The 16,418-nt window shown below is 61.0% G+C and carries 11 protein-coding genes; 5 read left to right on the top strand and 6 right to left on the bottom strand.

The annotated features are described in order from the left end of the window. The 3 genes from cyoB to BN1121_RS01995 all read right to left on the bottom strand — a co-directional run bounded on the left by cyoB (position 1) and on the right by BN1121_RS01995 (position 4,564). Complete coding sequence (gene cyoB / locus BN1121_RS02005) at positions 1-1,977, bottom strand: cytochrome o ubiquinol oxidase subunit I (protein ID WP_005352259.1); 1,977 nt, start codon at positions 1,975-1,977, stop codon at positions 1-3. After that, the gene (gene cyoA / locus BN1121_RS02000) at positions 1,977-3,047 is read right to left on the bottom strand and encodes a cytochrome o ubiquinol oxidase subunit II (RefSeq protein WP_043157443.1); all 1,071 of its coding nucleotides are present in this window, start codon (positions 3,045-3,047) and stop codon (positions 1,977-1,979) included. Before cyoA ends, cyoB begins: the two co-directional genes overlap by 1 nt. A 545-nt stretch (positions 3,048-3,592) precedes the next feature. Further along, complete coding sequence (locus BN1121_RS01995) at positions 3,593-4,564, bottom strand: nucleoside hydrolase (RefSeq protein WP_043597077.1); 972 nt, start codon at positions 4,562-4,564, stop codon at positions 3,593-3,595. A 174-nt stretch (positions 4,565-4,738) separates the two neighbouring features. Here BN1121_RS01995 and BN1121_RS01990 point away from each other — a divergent pair, with 174 nt between their 5' ends. After that, entirely contained in the window at positions 4,739-5,263 is a 525-nt protein-coding gene (locus BN1121_RS01990; protein ID WP_152424670.1) for a HutD family protein, read from the top strand. A gap of 44 nt (positions 5,264-5,307) precedes the next feature. Here the strand turns inward: BN1121_RS01990 and azu are convergent, their stop codons facing one another. Continuing rightward, entirely contained in the window at positions 5,308-5,748 is a 441-nt protein-coding gene (azu, locus tag BN1121_RS01985) for an azurin (RefSeq protein WP_005352253.1), read from the bottom strand. Between the two features lie 288 nt (positions 5,749-6,036). Here azu and BN1121_RS01980 point away from each other — a divergent pair, with 288 nt between their 5' ends. Together BN1121_RS01980 and BN1121_RS01975 are read left to right on the top strand one after the other, a co-directional pair. Next, positions 6,037-7,689, top strand: a complete 1,653-nt coding sequence (locus BN1121_RS01980; RefSeq protein WP_043157441.1) for a methyl-accepting chemotaxis protein — start codon at positions 6,037-6,039, stop codon at positions 7,687-7,689. 73 nt (positions 7,690-7,762) lie between these two features. Continuing rightward, positions 7,763-8,116, top strand: a complete 354-nt coding sequence (locus BN1121_RS01975) for a DsrE/DsrF/TusD sulfur relay family protein (protein WP_005352250.1) — start codon at positions 7,763-7,765, stop codon at positions 8,114-8,116. On the opposite strand, the gene BN1121_RS01970 is transcribed toward BN1121_RS01975, so the two are convergent. After that, entirely contained in the window at positions 8,113-9,318 is a 1,206-nt protein-coding gene (locus BN1121_RS01970; RefSeq protein ID WP_005352248.1) for an MDR family MFS transporter, read from the bottom strand. The genes BN1121_RS01975 and BN1121_RS01970 overlap by 4 nt on opposite strands. A gap of 133 nt (positions 9,319-9,451) precedes the next feature. Continuing rightward, positions 9,452-11,083, bottom strand: coding sequence for a methyl-accepting chemotaxis protein (locus tag BN1121_RS01965; RefSeq protein ID WP_005352246.1), 1,632 nt, complete (start codon positions 11,081-11,083; stop codon positions 9,452-9,454). A gap of 521 nt (positions 11,084-11,604) precedes the next feature. On the opposite strand from BN1121_RS01965, the gene BN1121_RS01960 reads away from it, so the two are divergent. Together BN1121_RS01960 and BN1121_RS01955 are read left to right on the top strand one after the other, a co-directional pair. Continuing rightward, on the top strand, positions 11,605-12,423 hold the full coding sequence (locus BN1121_RS01960; protein ID WP_043597074.1) for a hypothetical protein: 819 nt from the start codon (positions 11,605-11,607) through the stop codon (positions 12,421-12,423). Between the two features lie 33 nt (positions 12,424-12,456). Beyond that, on the top strand, positions 12,457-16,356 hold the full coding sequence (locus tag BN1121_RS01955; protein ID WP_052450248.1) for a zinc-dependent metalloprotease: 3,900 nt from the start codon (positions 12,457-12,459) through the stop codon (positions 16,354-16,356). Positions 16,357-16,418: the final 62 nt, after the last annotated feature.

The following is a 16,418-nucleotide window of genomic DNA, read 5'->3' as shown; positions in this document are numbered from 1 at the left end:
TTAAGCCACCTTGTTGATGTTGGCAAAATGCTGCGCTTCGATGCGCTCGATCTCGTCAACCTGGACGTAGTAGTCCACGTCGTCGTTGAAGCTGTGGATGATCCAGGTCGCGATCATGCCGACAAAGCCCAGCGCCGCCATCCACCAGATGTGCCAGATCAGGGCGAAGCCGAGCACCACGCTGAAGGCGGCAATGATGACGCCGGCGCCGGTGTTCTTGGGCATGTGGATCGGCGCGTACTTGGCCGGCTGTCTGAAGGCGCTGCCGTCTTCCTTGGCGTCCCAGAAAGCGTCCAGGCCCTTCACCTTCGGCTCGATGGCGAAGTTGTAGAAGGGAGGCGGGGAAGAGGTGGCCCACTCCAGGGTACGGCCACCCCAGGGGTCGCCAGTCAGATCGCGGTTTTGCTCACGGTCACGAATACTGACGATCAGCTGGATCACCTGGCACAGCACACCGATGGCGATCAGGGCGGCGCCGACGGCGGCCACCACCAGCCAGGGGTGGAATTCCGGGTCGATCTGCTGGCTGACGCGACGGGTCATGCCCATGAAGCCCAGCACATAGAGCGGCATGAAGGCCACGAAGAAGCCGACGATCCAGAACCAGAAGGCGCGCTTGCCCCAGGTGTCATCCAGCTTGAAGCCGAACGCCTTCGGGAACCAGTAGGTGATACCGGCGAAGCAGCCGAACACCACGCCGCCGATGATGACGTTGTGGAAGTGGGCAATCAAAAACAGGCTGTTGTGCAGCACGAAGTTGGCGGCCGGCACCGAGAGCAGTACCCCGGTCATGCCACCTATGGTGAAGGTGATGATGAAGCCGACGGTCCACAGCATGGGCGAGGTGAACTCGATGCGACCGCGGTACATGGTGAACAGCCAGTTGAAGATCTTCACCCCGGTCGGGATGGAGATGATCATGGTGGTGATGCCGAAGAAGGCATTCACGTTGGCGCCGGAACCCATGGTGAAGAAGTGGTGCAGCCAGACGACGAAGGAGAGCACGGTAATGGCGACGGTCGCCCACACCAGGGAGGTGTAGCCGAACAGCTTCTTCTTGCAGAAGGTGGCCACCACTTCGGAGAAGATACCGAACACCGGCAGCACCAGTATGTACACCTCGGGGTGACCCCAGGCCCAGATCAGGTTGATGTACATCATCATGTTGCCACCCATGTCATTGGTAAAGAAATGGGTACCCAGGTAACGGTCTGCGGTCAGCAGGGCGATGGTGACGGTCAGGATCGGGAAGGAGGCGATGATCAGCACGTTGGCGCACAGGGCGGTCCAGGTGAAGACCGGCAGACGCATCATAGTCATGCCCGGGGCGCGCATCTTGATGATGGTGGCGAAGAAGTTCACGCCGGTCAGCAGGGTACCCAACCCCGAGATCTGCAGACTCCAGATCCAGTAATCGACCCCGACCCCCGGGCTGAACTCCTTGCCGGAGAGCGGCGGGTAAGCCAGCCAGCCGGTCTGGGCGAATTCACCAACCCCGAGGGAGACGTTGATCAGCACCACGGCGGCGGCGGTGAACCAGAAGCTCACGTTATTCAAGAAGGGGAAGGCCACGTCACGGGCGCCAATCTGTAGCGGCACCACTATGTTCATCAGACCGATCACCAGTGGCATGGCCACGAAGAAGATCATGATGACGCCGTGGGCGGTGAAGATCTGGTCGTAGTGGTGCGGCGGCAGGATACCGTCGCTGCCGGCAGAGGCCATGACCTGCTGGGTGCGCATCATGACCGCATCGGCGAAGCCACGGATCAGCATGATCATGCCGAGGATGAGGTACATGATACCGAGGCGCTTGTGGTCTACCGAGGTGAGCCACTCTTTCCACAGATATTGCCACTTGCCGTAGTAGGTGATGAGCCCGGCAATGGCCAGACCGCCCAGCAGGATGCAGGCGATCGTGACCATGATGATGGGCTCATGGTACGGAATGGCGTCGAGCGTTAATTTTCCAAACATCAGTTAGTACCCGCTTTCACAGTCTTGTCGGCCGGCATGTGACCGGCGTGGTCCATCTGCTCGCCCTGGGCCTCATGGTGCATGGCATCGCCGTGCTCCATGCCCTCATGGCTCATGGAGGCGTCATGCGCCATGCCTTCGTGGCTCATGGACGCGTCATGCTGCATCGCGGCGTGGTCTTCGCCGTGTTGCATGGCAGCGTGCTCGCCGTGCTTCATGTCACCCATGAACTTGTTGATCAGGTTGACGAACAGCTGGGGATCGGCGCTGGAGTAGTACTCCACCGGATGGTACTCGGTGGGCTTGGCGAGCTCGTCATACTGGGCCATGGTGGTGAGCAGCTTGGGCGAGCCCTTGACCTTGGCGACCCAGGCGTCAAAGGCGGCCTGATCCGGGGTGGCGATGGCCTTGAACTTCATGCCGGAGAAGCCGGCACCGCTGTAGCTGCCGGAGATGCCCTTGTACTCGCCCGGTTCGTTGGCGATGAGGTGCAGCTTGGTCTGCATGCCGGCCATGGCGTAAATCTGGCCGCCCAGCTGCGGGATGAAGAAGGAGTTCATCACGGTGCCGGAGGTGACGCGGAAGTTAACCGGGGTGTTGGCCGGGAAGGCCAGCTCATTGACGGTGGCGATGCCCAGATCCGGATAGACGAACAGCCATTTCCAGTCCAGGGAGATCACATCCACCTTGATCGGTTGCACCTCAGACTCGAGCGGCTTGTAGGGATCCAGCTCGTGGGAGGTTTTCCAGGTAATGGTCGCCAGGATAACGATGATAATGACCGGAACGGTCCAGACGACCGCTTCGATTTTATTGGAGTGAGCCCAGTTGGGGGCATAGGTGGCGCCGGTGTTGGCGGCCCGATACTTACGGGCAAAGGCAATGGCCATGATGATGACGGGGATCACCACGATGAGCATCAGCATCAGGGCAGTCAGGATCAGAGACTTCTGCTCCAAACCGATCTGCCCTTTGGGATTCATCAAGGCCGTGTCGCAACCGCTCAACAGCAAGCCCAATGCGACTCCCGACAGCGAGGTACCGCCTTTTATCAGTCGAGAAGGTCTCATACTGCGTCCTCTAATACGAAAGGGGGATAGGTATCAACAAAATGCATTATTTTATTGCAACACCCCATTGCGTTAACAACGTGAAGAATTAATCGCAACAACCCCTCACTATTTATTCCGAACGCCCGCCATCGCGCTCAATCTGCCACCGCAGAGAGATTAATTTTTTCGTACAACAAACCCGCACAAAGGCTGTTTTTAAACCAAAAATGATAAAAAAATGCCTGGCAAACCCTACAAACATTGATGCCACTCAATGACCTTCATCACTCGTTCAGAAACCCCCTCTAAAAAACCCACCAAATTGAGACCCAATAGAGCCACAAATTAATCACAACAAATAATCTCAACCGACTGAAAAATAAGCGGAGCTATCCGCTCATGACGACCACATGAAACATCTTATTAACACACCATCTTTATGCGGAAATATCAGGAGGGATAGATGAAAAATAAAAAGCCTCAAACGCTACCTGAGATTCTTATTCATCATGGCGGTGAGGCGGAGGAGAGAAGGCAGCCCGACAGGGGCTGCCTGAGCAGGATCAGGGCAAGCGACGCCCCCACGCGATCAGGGTATCGCGATAGAGGGCCAGCAGGGCCGCGTCATCGACCGCCACCCCGACTCGCTGCGCCCGGTAATCGGCCCACTCGTCGTGCGGGTGACGCCGGCCATCAAACTTCTGCAGCGTGTGGCCGATGGCCGGTCCTTGGGTGACCACCCGCACCGGCCCCTCACGCAGGGTGAAGAGGCCGGGCTCGATGACGTAGGCGATGGCGGACGGATCGTGCACGTGGCAGCCGTCCATGCCGATGCGCGACGAATAAAAGCGCAGGTAGAAGCGGCTCACGTCCCAGATGAAGCGACCCGGCTCGCCCGCGTCATCGCGCAGAGCATCGAGGTAGGCACCGCTGAAGACGCTCTGCTGGGTCACGTCGAGGCCGATGATGACCAGGGGCCAGTCGGCGGTGAAGACCCGGTCGGCGGCCTCCGGATCGTCGTGGATGTTGGCCTCGGCGTAGGGAGTCACGTTGCCCCGATGGCCGTTGACGCCGAACGCCCCCCCCATCACCACCACCTGCCTGACCAGGCCGGTTATCTCGGGCGCATGCTCGAGGGCCAGCGCCAGGTTGGTGAGCGGCCCTATGGCCACCAGGGTGATCTCGCCCGGCGCCGCCTTGACGGCATCTATCATGTATTGCCAGGCAGGGCGCGGGTCGGGGCCCCCCTGCACAGCGCCAGCCTCGACATCACCGAAGCCGTGTTCCCCGTGGACGATAGTGGTCGGCCCCACCGGCGGACGCAGCAGCGGGCGGTCTGCCCCTTTGGCCACGTCCGCCTTCATGGCGTATTTTTCCTTGAGCCAGAGGGCGTTGCGGGTGCCATCCTCGATGGTGGCATTGCCAAAGACGGTGGTGATGGCGAGCAGCTCGACGCCCGGATGGGCCTCGGCAAACAGAATGGCCATGGCATCGTCGATGCCGGGATCGGTATCCAGAATGATCTTGTGGGTCATGGTACGGCTCCAACCGGGACGAAACCGCCAGTGTAGCGGCGGCAACGGTGCAAATCCGGACCCGGCTCACATCCCCGGCTTTCCATCGCGCCCGCCCCGTGGTATCTCTGGCCTCCCATCCCAGTGCCAGGACCTGCCGTGTTTACCCTGACTCCCCAGACCCGCTACCGCTCCATGCCGTGGAAGAACGGCCGTGGCGCCACCGCCGAGATCCTCGTCGCCCCCAGTGGCGCCAGCCTGGCGGCCCTCGACTTTGACTATCGCCTCAGCATGGCGCCGATCCGTGAGGATGGCCCCTTCTCCCCCTTCCCGGGCTTCTCGCGCATCCTGCTGCCGATCAAGGGCGCCGGTTTCGTGCTCAACGGCCACCCTTACGCTACCTACGAGATCGCCCACTTCGACGGCGGCGAGCCAACCCACTGCACCCTGCTGAAAAAAGAGGTGACCGATCTCGGGCTCATCTACAAACCGGCACGCATCAAGGCCAACGCCCGGGTACTCACCCTCCCCTTCTCCCTGACCCTGACCCTGGAGCCGGCCTATACCTATCTGGTGGTCCTGCTCAACGGTGCCCTGGAGGCGGGCGGGCATGGGCTGCAAAGCGGCGACACCCTGAGCATCAGCGGCGAGTCGGCCCTGGCGCTCACCTGTCAGAAGCGGGCCACCCTCGCCTTTTTCACCCTGCAACCCAACGAATAGGAAAAAAAAAGGGCAGCCTGAGCTGCCCTTTGTGCCTGGCGGGATTAACCCACCTTGAAGCTGCCCTTCATGATGGCCCAGTGGCCGGGGAAGGAGCAGAAGAAGGTGAGATCCTTGCCGGCCAGATCCTTGGTCGGGAAGGTGACAGAGGTGCTCTCACCGCCGCCCACCAGCTTGGTGTGGGCGATGACGCGGGGATCATCCTGCTTGATGTAGTTGTTTGCGGCACCGGCACTCATGCCCTCGGTGGCGACAGCCTGCATGTCGGCGGTCGCCGCCAGCACCCAGTTGTGACCCATGGCGGTCACCGGCAGCTTGCCCACGTGCTTGAGGGTCACGGTCACCTCTTGGCAGGTGGCCGGCACCGTCATGGCCGCCGTGTTGAACTTCATGGCATCGTCCGCCTCGACGGTCAGGGAGCACTCATCGGCAAAAGCGGGAGCCGCCATGGCCCCCAGCAGCACAAACGGAATAACGGATTTCATCAGACTCTCCTTTCGCAACAGGTGCCATCATCATAACCTTCAGACTCATTTCAGCCACATTCTATTGACAACCAGTGGCATTTTTTGTGAGCCGGTCGCCATCATCCCGATCTGCCCCCTCGCGCCCCCCTCCAGCCCATTGACAGGCCGTCAGCCACTCACCAGAATCTGCCTCCCCACACGGCCAAAGCCCCCCACAGAAGCGAGCCCGGCTGCATCATCGCTCTTCTGCCCCCCTCGACTTCCCGTGCAACGGGTCGCATTCGTCATCATCCCGAGAAGGACATCATGTCACTACGTCATTGGACTATTGGTCAGAAACTTACCGCGGCTCTTTCTTCCCTTGGGCTGCTGCTTTTCCTCATCAGCTGTTTGTCTTTTGTACACTTCCGGAACATGAACCACTGGGCGCTCGATCTGAGCGATGCGGTTCTTCCCAGCCTGGATCTCGCCGCCGCCATGAACGCCACCGCCACCGAGTTGCGTCGCTACGAGATAGGCTATCTCCTCGCCCTGGATAACCCGGCGCGTCGCCAGAGCTACCAGCAGATCATCGACAAGCAGGCAGGGGTCATGCAGGGGCTGCAAGATCGCTATACATCGGTTCTGTTTGACGATGAGGAGCGGCGCCTGTTTCGGCGGGTACAGGATAGCTGGCAGGCTTATCTTGCCTTTCATCACAGGGTGTGGGGGCTGATCGACAAGGAAGATCGTGAACGGGTGGCGACTGTGCTGCTGGAGGAAGGCTATCCCCTCTTCAGCGATCTGCGCGATGCTCTTGATCAGTTGGTGGCACGCAACCACCAGTACGCCCGGGAGGGGCGTCAGTCGATCGTGGAGAGCCACAGCCAGGCCCTGAGCAGCCTCGCCGTGGCTACCCTTCTTGGCGCCGGGCTGGTCATTCTGCTCGCCACCCTGCTCACGAGGCAGATCCGCAATCCGGTCCAGATGCTGACCCGGCAGGCAACCCAGGTGGCCGATGGCCGGCTGGGGCACAGCGAGCTCGACGACTGGCTGGCCCAGGATCGCCTGGGTCACGATGAACTTGGCCAACTGGCCCGTGCCATCGCCCGCATGAAGAGCGGCCTCGGCGACCTGGTCAGCGAGATCTCGAGCTCGGTCACCCAGCTCGGCGGCGCCGTTGAAGAGGTGAGCGCCATCTCGGAGCAAGCCTCCCAGGGAATGCGTCAACAACAGCAGGAGATCACCCAGGTGGCCACCGCCATGGAGCAGATGCACTCCGCGGTGCAGGAGGTGGCTCGCAACACCACCAGTGCGGCCGAGGTGGCACACCAGGCCCTGGATGCGTCACGACAGGGAGGAGAGGTGGTCGCCGGCGCCATTAGCCGCATCACCCGGGTGGCCACTGAGATAGAGCAAGCCGGCGAGGTGGTCAGCCGACTGGAGGCGGAGAGCGATAACATCAGCCAGGTGCTGGATGTGATCCGCAACATCGCCGACCAGACCAACCTGTTGGCCCTCAACGCCGCCATTGAGGCTGCCCGGGCCGGCGAACAGGGCCGCGGCTTTGCCGTGGTGGCCGATGAGGTTCGCACCCTGGCCAGCCGCACCCAGGCATCGACCGCCGAGATCAATCAGATGATCGAGCGACTGCAAGAGAGCGCCGCCGCCGCCACCTGTGCCATGACCCAGAGCCGTGCCGGCATGCTCGAGACCGTCACCCTGGCCCGGGAGGCCGACCAGCAACTGAGCCAGATCCGCGGCTCGGTCGGCACCATCCACCAGATGAACACCCAGATCGCCAGCGCCACCGAGGAGCAACATCTGGTCACCGCCGATCTGAGCCGCAATATCGAGAGCATCAACACCGTCTCCAGCGAAAACGCGCAAGGGGCGCAGCACACTGCCCAGGCAAGCCATGAGCTGGCCCAGCTGGCGCAGCATCTGCAGCAACGCATCAGCCGCTTCACCCTGGCCTGAATGTGATCGGGGAGTGCTTATGCACTCCCTGGACATGCTAACCTTGGCACTTTCCAGCCCCCGGAACCCAGTCATGACTCAATCGATCGTCGTCATTGCCAGCGGCGCCCCTTACGGCCGCGAATCCCTGTTCAACGCCTTGCGCCTCTCTCTCACCCTGGCCGAGCGTGAGGGCGTCACCCTCAAGCTGTTCCTGATGTCGGATGCGGTCACCGCCGCCCTGCCCGATCAGGCGCCGGTCGAGGGCTACAACCTGCGCCAGATGCTGGAGATCCTGCTCGCCCAGCAGGTGCCGGTGCGCCTTTGCAAGACCTGCGCCGAAGGCCGTGGCCTGAGCCGCATGCCTCTCATCGAGGGAGTGCAGATAGGCACCCTGAGTGAACTGGCCGACTGGACCCTGGCCGCCGACAAGGTGCTCACCTTCTAATCTTCGCAGCCGGCAGGCCCGGCCGACGGACGCGCCTCCCGGCTACCCATCCCGTAGAGGGCAAACACCAGTATGCAGATCGCGGTCATCACGGCGAACAGGGCCGGGCCGCCCCACACTTGCAAGAACCAGCCTCCCACCATAGGCGAGAACGCCCAACCGAGCCCGGCCAGGGCACTGGCCCCGAAGTAGCTCCCCTTGAGGTGGGCCGGCGCCATTTCGTCGATCAGCACGTTGAAGAGCGGGAACAGCACCGCCTCCCCCACGCTCAGCAAGAACATCGCCACCAGCCAGGGCCACAGCAGGGCCGGGCTCGACAGGGCGAACATCATCTGGGCCGATGCCATCAGCAAGATGGAGAACTGCAGCCGCAGGCTCACCCGCCAGCGCCGGGTCAGGTGCAGCAGCGGGAACTGCAAGGTGATGATGGTGAGCGCATTGGTGGCCACCAGCAGGGCCACCAGAGTCTCCACCTCGGGGGCTCCGGCGCGGGTCAGGTACTGGATCAGCGGCGACTCCACCTGGGCGTAGACCAGATTCATCAGCAGGTTGGCGAGGATGAACAGCATGAAGGCGCGATCCCGCCCCACCACCCTGAGCATGGCCCCCAGGGTGAGGCCGGTATCCGGCCGACCGGCGCAGTCGCGGCGAAAGCCAAGCAAGAAGGCGATGCCGAGCAGGCCATAGCTGGCGGCCGTCACCACGAAGGTCTCCTGGCGCGCACCCAGCCCCACCATGACGCCGATGAGGGGGCCGACCCCCGCCCCCACGTTGAGCAGGAAGTAGCGCAGGTGCTGGGCCAGCTCGCGCTGCGCCTTCTCGGGTAGCAGATCCCCCATCAGCGCCTTGCCCGGGGTGTCGATGAAGGCGTACGAGAGGCCCGAACCAAACACCCCGAGGGCGATGAGCCAGAGGGAGTGCCCAAATCCGAGCAACAGGTAGGCGCCACATGACAGGGCGCAGCCGAGCAGCAGTATGGTGCGCCGGCCGAGCCGGTCGGAGAGCCAGCCAACGTAGAAGCCGATAAGGCAGGAGAGCACGGCCGCGCCACCCAGCAGCATCCCGATGCCGGACGCCGAGAGACCATACTCCCGGTAGAGCAGGATGGAGAGGAAGGGCCAGACCATGAAGAAACTGGTGCGCACCATGAAGGTGCCCAAGATCACGATCCAGACCAGCGGGGGAAAGGGGGGCAGGCGCATACAGACTCCTTGTCGCGCTATCGGGCGAATGTTCGTAGGGAAAGCCTTCATTGGTACCAAAATGACTCCCAACAGCACAACCCTTGGGATAAAAAAAGCCGCCCCATGGGCGGCTCTTTATATTGTTCGGTGATCAGACCAGGCGGAAACGACTGACCGTCTGCTGCAGGCCCGCGGCCAGTTGGCTCAGCTCGACACAGGCGCTCGCCGTATGCTGGGCCCCCTGGGCCACCTCGCTGGCCGAGTCGTTGATCCGCTCCACATTGCGGCTCAGCTCGTCGGAGACCGCGTCCTGCTCTCCGCAGGCGCTGGCGATCTGGATCCCCATGTCGGCAATCTTGGTCGCCGCCTCGGCGATGCGGCGGATGCCGGCGCCGGTACGCTCACTCTGAGTCACACACTCTTCGATCATCTCACGACTGAGATCGGTCACCTGACGCACCGCGTTGGCCCGCTGCTGCAAGGACTCGATGATCCGGGCTATCTCGCCGGTGGAAGATTGGGTACGACCGGCCAGGGTGCGTACCTCGTCCGCCACCACGGCGAAGCCACGACCGGACTCACCGGCGCGGGCCGCCTCGATGGCGGCGTTGAGGGCCAGCAGGTTGGTCTGCTCGGCGATGTCGCGGATCACATCGACCACCATGTTGATGCGACCGGACTCCTGCTCGAGCTGGACCACCAGGCTGCCCGCCTCCCCAATCTGCTCGGCCAGGCGGTTGTTGGCGACGATCACCCCTTGCACGTCGTGATCCCCCTGGCGTACCAGCTCGCTGGTGGCGCTGGTCTCGCCGGAGGCGATCTCGGTGTTGGCGGCCACGTTGGCCACGGTCGCCTTCATCTGGGTCATGGCGGCCGCGACCTGGGTGATCTCGGCTTGTTGGGCACGCACGCCCCCCGAGGTCTGCTCGGAGACGGCGCTCACTTCCTCGATGGAAGTGCCGAGCTGGGTGACGGCGGCCACCACCTCTTCGATGAGCCGGCGCAGGTTATCCTGCATGGCGAGCGAGGCGTCGGCCAGGCGGCCCAGTTCGTCGTTGCCGATGGCACGGCGATCGATGCGCGTCGTCAGATCGCCGCGCGCTATGTCGTTGGAGAGCTGAACCACGGCACTGAGGGGCTGGCAGATCTGACGGCTCAAGAACCAGGTCATCACCACCATGAAGAAGAGCATGGCCCCCAGGCTCGCCAGGGTTGAGGTGCTGACCAGGGAGAGGGTTGCCAGCAGATCGCTGCGGTTGTTGCTGACAAAGCCGAGGTTCACCTCAACCAGCCCTTCCATCGCCTTCTCGAGCTCGCCGAACAGGGAGAGGGTGTTCATCAGGGCGGGCTGGGCGGCCTGCATGTTGCCGCGCATTGCTTCGCTTTCGAAGGGGCGCAGGGCTTCTTGATAGCGCAGCCACACCTGTTTGGCGCGGTCGAACACCTGCCGCTCGTGGCCGTCACCTAGGGTGCGCTCGTAATCGGCAAACATACGATCGATACGGGCAATGGTCTCACCCCGGCGCGTCAGGCGACGCTGCAACTCCTGAGGATCAGGAATGGTCAGGATGGCGAACTCGGCGCGGCGCAGGTAGGAGATCTCGTAGATGAGCTTGTCCACCGAGAGCACGCTCGGCAGGGTCGAGTCGGTGAAGTTCAGTACCCGGCTGCGAATACCGCCGAGCTCGGAGAGCAGATAGATACCGAATGCCATATTGATGGCGGCGACGACGGAAAAGACCACGGCAATCTTCTTGCCGATAGCCAAATCTTTGAATGACATGAGTAATCCTCAACTTGCCTGGGAAGGGATGCGTTGACGATCACGTCCTTATGATGGGCGTCTAGGCGAAATTAAGCGCAAGATAATAGCACTGCGGCAGGGTCACGACAAAACCTGTCAACATCCGGGTCTATCGGGTAGACATACTCCCCTCGCGCCGAGATCCAGGGAGATCGACCAGATATCGGTACCCTGATGGCTGCCACACAGCAAAAAAGCCCCTAATGAGCCCCACAATGAAACAGCATATAAAATCAATGAACAACAAAATTTCAGCACAAAACTTCATTTCAAGTATTAACACTAAACACAATAAAAATAACCTTATTTCATCAACGAGATAAAAAACAAAATAAACAACTGCCAATAAAAAAAATCACGGTACAAACGCAACAAGTAAAGAGTGAAAATAACCTTAACGCTCGAAAAACATCCGTTTGACGGCCACACAGAGCAATGATAGAACCTCTTTCCCTGCATCCGAGATGCAGGCAAGTTCAGGCGCAATGGAAGCAACAATAATGACAATCAGGATCATGACGGCAGGCCTTGCGGCCCTGCTGCTACAGGCTCTGCCCGCCACGGCGGTGGCCAACGAGTGTGAAACCGACTCCCACTGGGGCGGCTCGCTGGAGTTCGACTACACCAGCAACTTCTACGAACCCGGCAGCTACAACGAGATGCGTACCGCCGGCCTCAACGGCATACTCGACTATCGCTTCGAAAACGGCAGCAAGGCCAGTATCAACCTGGCCGGCACCCACTCCTTCGATAACCCCAAGGGGCAATATTGGAAGGATGGCTGGCTCAAGTACGGCAACAGCGATCTGTTCACCCTGACCGAGAGCATCACGCTGGGTCTGGATGGAAGCCTGCGCCTGCCCATGTCCGAGCAAAGCCGCAAGGACGATCTGCACACCTCACTGCGGGTCGCCACCCCCCTCTCTATCGACTTGACCAATCTGCTGGACGGGCTCGAATTCACCTGGCAACCCAGGCTGATGAAGAACTTCCACGAGTATCAGACCCGTGGCGGACGCTCCCTCAAGGAGTGGACCCTGGAGAACCTGCTGAGCCTCGATTACACCGGCTGGGAGCGCTGGAGTTTCAACGCCAGCTTGGTCTTTAACTCCCATCGCACCTATCAGGGCGCTCGCCAGAAGGATGACTACATCCACGCCGAGAGCGTCTATTACGACCTGACCGACAACTGGTCCATCGGATTGATGTACTCCAATGCGGGCATCGTCTACGACCTGGAACGTGGCGGCACCGGCTCCATCGAGCTGTTTGACAAACGCAACGCGACTTGGTCGGCCCTGATCTCTTACAGCTTCTGACCACCATAAAAAACTAAAGGAAAGGAAACCCTTATGTTCAGGCAAACACTGATAGCAGCATCGGTGAGCATGCTGCTGCTCGGCTGCGGCGCAGGCGACGAACCCTACAAAGAGGTCCCCAAGGCGGCCGAACAGCAGGCATGGCGCGCCTTCGATACCGGCGAGCTGTGGCTCTACGTGCCCTCCACCGCCGATGCGCCCCGCTACGCGGTCAACATGGACCCCTTCTTCCAGGGCGATGAGAAGGTCGTCCGTCTGCAGTTCGTCGAAGAGGGACTGCGTGTGGTCGAAGTGGACCGTGACACCACGGCGCCCGGTCAGCCCCCGCGCTGGAACGACGTCGCCCCCGTGCTCACCATTCCGGGCGACTATCGGGACTATCGCTGCGCCGAAGACTCCTACGGTGAGTGCACCCGTAAGGAAGAAGAAAACACCGACAAGAACGTCACCTGGGACAAGAAGCAGTTCTTCCATCCCGTCTTCAAGGATCTCAAGGGACACGAGATCAACACCATCGATCTCTGGTACAACAACGACAGCATCAGCGAAACCGCCGACCCCCGCGTGGTGCGTTGGGAGATGGATGCCGAGAAGGGCGTCATCAACGTCGAGCTCGAGCGCACCTTTACCGTCAACCGCAGCAACCTGGACGATCACTACAACCAGAGCCTGAGCGATCTCTCCTTTACCACCAGCTTCTACTACTCCCTGGTCAAGCTCGACAAGATCGCCTCTGCCGGCTACAAGCCGATCCGCTATGCACCGGATGACGAGAGCGAGTTTGGCTTCTTCACCTCTGATTTTGACAAGCTCGATCAGCAGGGCTCTGCCACCGATGGCAGCAAGCGCGCCTACCTCAACCGCTTCAACCCGGACAAGGCCACCATCGACTACTACCTGAGCGACACCTTCTTCAAGCCGGAGAACAAGCTCTTCCTCGATGTGACCATGGACGCGGTGCACCATATCAACCAGTCTCTGGCCGGCACCGGTGTGCCTCCGCTCAAGATCGTCAACCCGACGGCCCCCGCTGGCCGCCAGGTCGGCGATCTGCGCGTCAGCATGATCAACCTGATCGACCGCCCCCTGGCCAACGGCCTGCTCGGCTACGGTCCCTCGGTCGCCAACCCCCTCACAGGCGAGATCGTCAAGGCGCACGTGAACCAGTACTCCGGCGTGATCAAGACCTCTGTGCCCAGGGTCTGGAACGATCTGGCGCGCCGCTTCAATCGCCAGGAGTTCAAGGCCGATGGCATCATGGCGGGGGTCGACCTGGCCAAGCTGAGCGACCAGGCTAATGCCATGAGCGCCGGGTTCGATCTCTCAGAGCAGCAGGTGGCCCAGGTGGAGAAGAGCTTCGCCCAGCAGCCCATGCGCAAGGAGAAGGCCACTCTCGGCATCACCCCGGTCAACCAGGATAGCGATCTGCAAACCCTGGCCAAGGCCAATGCCGAACGTCTCAAGCGCTGGTCCGAGAACAATGCCTTCGGTGAAGAGGCCATCTGGGTTTCCGCCACCAGCAAGGGTCTGGTCTCCGGCATCGACTATCAGGATGCCAGCCTCTATGAGGACGAGGCCAAGACCCGTCTGAAGAAGTGGAAGGCCCTCGACGAAGAGCAGCGTACGCGCATCAGCGACGCCATCGCCGCCCACATGTACCGCTCCACCCTGGTCCACGAGCTCGGTCACAACCTGGGCCTGCGCCATAACTTCGCCGGTTCACGCGACAAGAAGAACTTCTACAGTCCGCAAGAGGCCAAGAGCCTGGGGCTGCAGCATGTGCCGGCCTACAGCTCCATCATGGACTATGCGGCCTCCGAGTTTGACGAGCTGCCCATCTTCGGGCCCTACGATCGCGCCGCCCTGCGCTTTGCCTATGCCCGTCAGCTCGAAGTGCCCTACGGCGATGCCCCCAAGGATGCCAATGGCAAGCCAGCCGGCTCGCGTCCGACCGTGCTGCTGCCGCTGCACGAGCTGGATCTCGCCTATCTCAACAACAGTGCATCGGTTCGCTACGGCCAGCTCAATGCGGTCAAGAGCCTGCTCGACAAGGGTGAAAGCCTGAGCTCCTGGCAGAGTCTCGACAGCTCCTTCCAGGATCAGCTCAAGAAGGGCAGCCTGGCGCGCAAACCCTATGACTTCTGTACCGATGGCAACGTCTCTCTCAACAGCAACTGCAAGCGCTTCGATGAAGGGACCAACCTCAGCGAGATCATGGACTTCCGTCGTCAGAACTACATCGACAGCTATGAGCGCCGCAACACTCGCCTCGACAAGCAGGAGTTTTGGGATAGCAGCATCCTGGGGTACACCGTCGGCCGCCTGAACGAGTTCTCCGAAGCCCGTGACTTCATCGAAGACTTCGAGCGTATCGATACCATCTTCCGCAACGCCTATGGTTCGGGCGACGAACAGCCGGGTGAATTCCTGAGCTCCATCGTGACCAACCCCCGCTATTGCAACCCGAGCGCTGCGGCGCCGAGCGATGCCTGGTTCTGCGCCTATGGCCGCGCCGCCATGGATTCAGCCGACTTCATGCTGGACGTGATCGCCCGCCCGGACAAGGTGTGTGAGGTCAAGGAGAGCAGTGGCAGCATCAGCCAGATTCCCCTCACCAAGCTCTATGGCGAGGTGAAGTTCGACATGCCGGCCGGTCAATCCTTCCCCGGCAGCTGCTTCGAACCAGGCTTCAGCGAGGCTCTGGCCAAGCATGACAAGGGTTATCAGGTTCTTTCTGAAACCCGTGATGGGGTCCCGCTCGATTCTGTCAGCCCCAACGATCCCAACCACCCCTACTCTAACGAGCGGGATGTGCTGGGTGCCTGGCCTGACAAGCTGATCGCCATGAAGTATCTGGTGAGCCGTGACACCCGCCGCTGGACCGAGAACGGTGACGCGTTGGCCCTGGTCGATCTGCCCGGCGTTGAAGAACGCCTCAAGAAACAGGTCCGAGCCATGGTGCTGGGAGAAGCGCAGCCCGAACAGCCGGTCTTCGTGAACAAGGACGGCAATCAGGTCTCTCCCTTCAGCCCGTATCGCTGGGATAGCAAACGCACTCTGGAAGGGTTGAATCCCTCGCTGGCGGTGCTGGCCAACTACTTCAAACTGGAATCCACCTCCAATGCACGCCTGACCAAGGCAATGCTGGGCCAGATCATCAACTGGGGCCATACCGGCGACAGCCTGCAAAAAGAGAACTCCCGCCGTCTGGTCGAGTATGTCTCCCTGCCGCTCGCCTCTACCGAGCAGCCGGCAGAGCGTAGCCTGGACTACAAGGGCAGGAAGTTCAGCTTTGACAGCAGCAATGTGCTGGCTTGGGAGAGCACCAACCTGCTGTTCGATGGGGCGACCAATCAGGGCATCAAGGCACTGTTTGACACCGTCAACACGCCTGCCTATCAGCAGCGCCTGGCGGCCGCCTACGGGGACGTGGTCACCACTCAGAACATTCGCAATCTGTTCAGTGCCGAACAGCGTCTGGCCATGGCCAAGGCGGCTATCAACCTGGATAAGGCGATGCTCGATCACCTGGCCACGGCATGGCTGAGCGGCAAGCCTTATGGTGTCGCCCTGCAAGCACTCAACGCCTCGAACGGTGGTTATAGCCTGGGTAGTGGTAAGTTCTACTCCGACAGCCAACTGCAACAGGCATGGGCTGCCTTTGACGGGGTGAGCAAGGCCATCAAGCCGGCGTACTGGGAAGAGATCATCGGCTGGATTTCCCAGTGGAGCACGCAGATCCGCAGCAACGCCAATGACAGTGCCCTGAGTGCTGACGAGCGCAGTTTCTGGCGCGGCGAGCGGGCCCTGGTCGCCTTCGTACTGGCCCAGAGCAATAACCAGAGCCTGTACAATGGACTGACTGAGCCGCTTGACTCGATTCCTGCGACCACGAACAACAGCCTCAGCATCAACATCAATATAAGAAACTGACGGCTTCACAGGCTATCAGAAGAGATGAGGGGCGCAGTTGCGCCCCTCTTGTTTATCTGTCT

The organism is Aeromonas diversa CDC 2478-85 (assembly GCF_000819805.1).
Lineage (GTDB): Bacteria > Pseudomonadota > Gammaproteobacteria > Enterobacterales > Aeromonadaceae > Aeromonas > Aeromonas diversa.
This window is presented reverse-complemented; position numbering and strand designations above follow the sequence as displayed.

What these genes read in the sequence shown, in the direction of transcription:
- cyoB (WP_005352259.1), bottom strand. Translation starts at nt 1,977, where the DNA reads ATGTTTGGAAAATTAACGCTCGACGCCATTCCGTACCATGAGCCCATC.
- cyoA (WP_043157443.1), bottom strand. Translation starts at nt 3,047, where the DNA reads ATGAGACCTTCTCGACTGATAAAAGGCGGTACCTCGCTGTCGGGAGTC.
- BN1121_RS01995 (WP_043597077.1), bottom strand. Translation starts at nt 4,564, where the DNA reads ATGACCCACAAGATCATTCTGGATACCGATCCCGGCATCGACGATGCC.
- BN1121_RS01990 (WP_152424670.1), top strand. Translation starts at nt 4,739, where the DNA reads ATGCCGTGGAAGAACGGCCGTGGCGCCACCGCCGAGATCCTCGTCGCC.
- azu (WP_005352253.1), bottom strand. Translation starts at nt 5,748, where the DNA reads ATGAAATCCGTTATTCCGTTTGTGCTGCTGGGGGCCATGGCGGCTCCC.
- BN1121_RS01980 (WP_043157441.1), top strand. Translation starts at nt 6,037, where the DNA reads ATGTCACTACGTCATTGGACTATTGGTCAGAAACTTACCGCGGCTCTT.
- BN1121_RS01975 (WP_005352250.1), top strand. Translation starts at nt 7,763, where the DNA reads ATGACTCAATCGATCGTCGTCATTGCCAGCGGCGCCCCTTACGGCCGC.
- BN1121_RS01970 (WP_005352248.1), bottom strand. Translation starts at nt 9,318, where the DNA reads ATGCGCCTGCCCCCCTTTCCCCCGCTGGTCTGGATCGTGATCTTGGGC.
- BN1121_RS01965 (WP_005352246.1), bottom strand. Translation starts at nt 11,083, where the DNA reads ATGTCATTCAAAGATTTGGCTATCGGCAAGAAGATTGCCGTGGTCTTT.
- BN1121_RS01960 (WP_043597074.1), top strand. Translation starts at nt 11,605, where the DNA reads ATGACAATCAGGATCATGACGGCAGGCCTTGCGGCCCTGCTGCTACAG.
- BN1121_RS01955 (WP_052450248.1), top strand. Translation starts at nt 12,457, where the DNA reads ATGTTCAGGCAAACACTGATAGCAGCATCGGTGAGCATGCTGCTGCTC.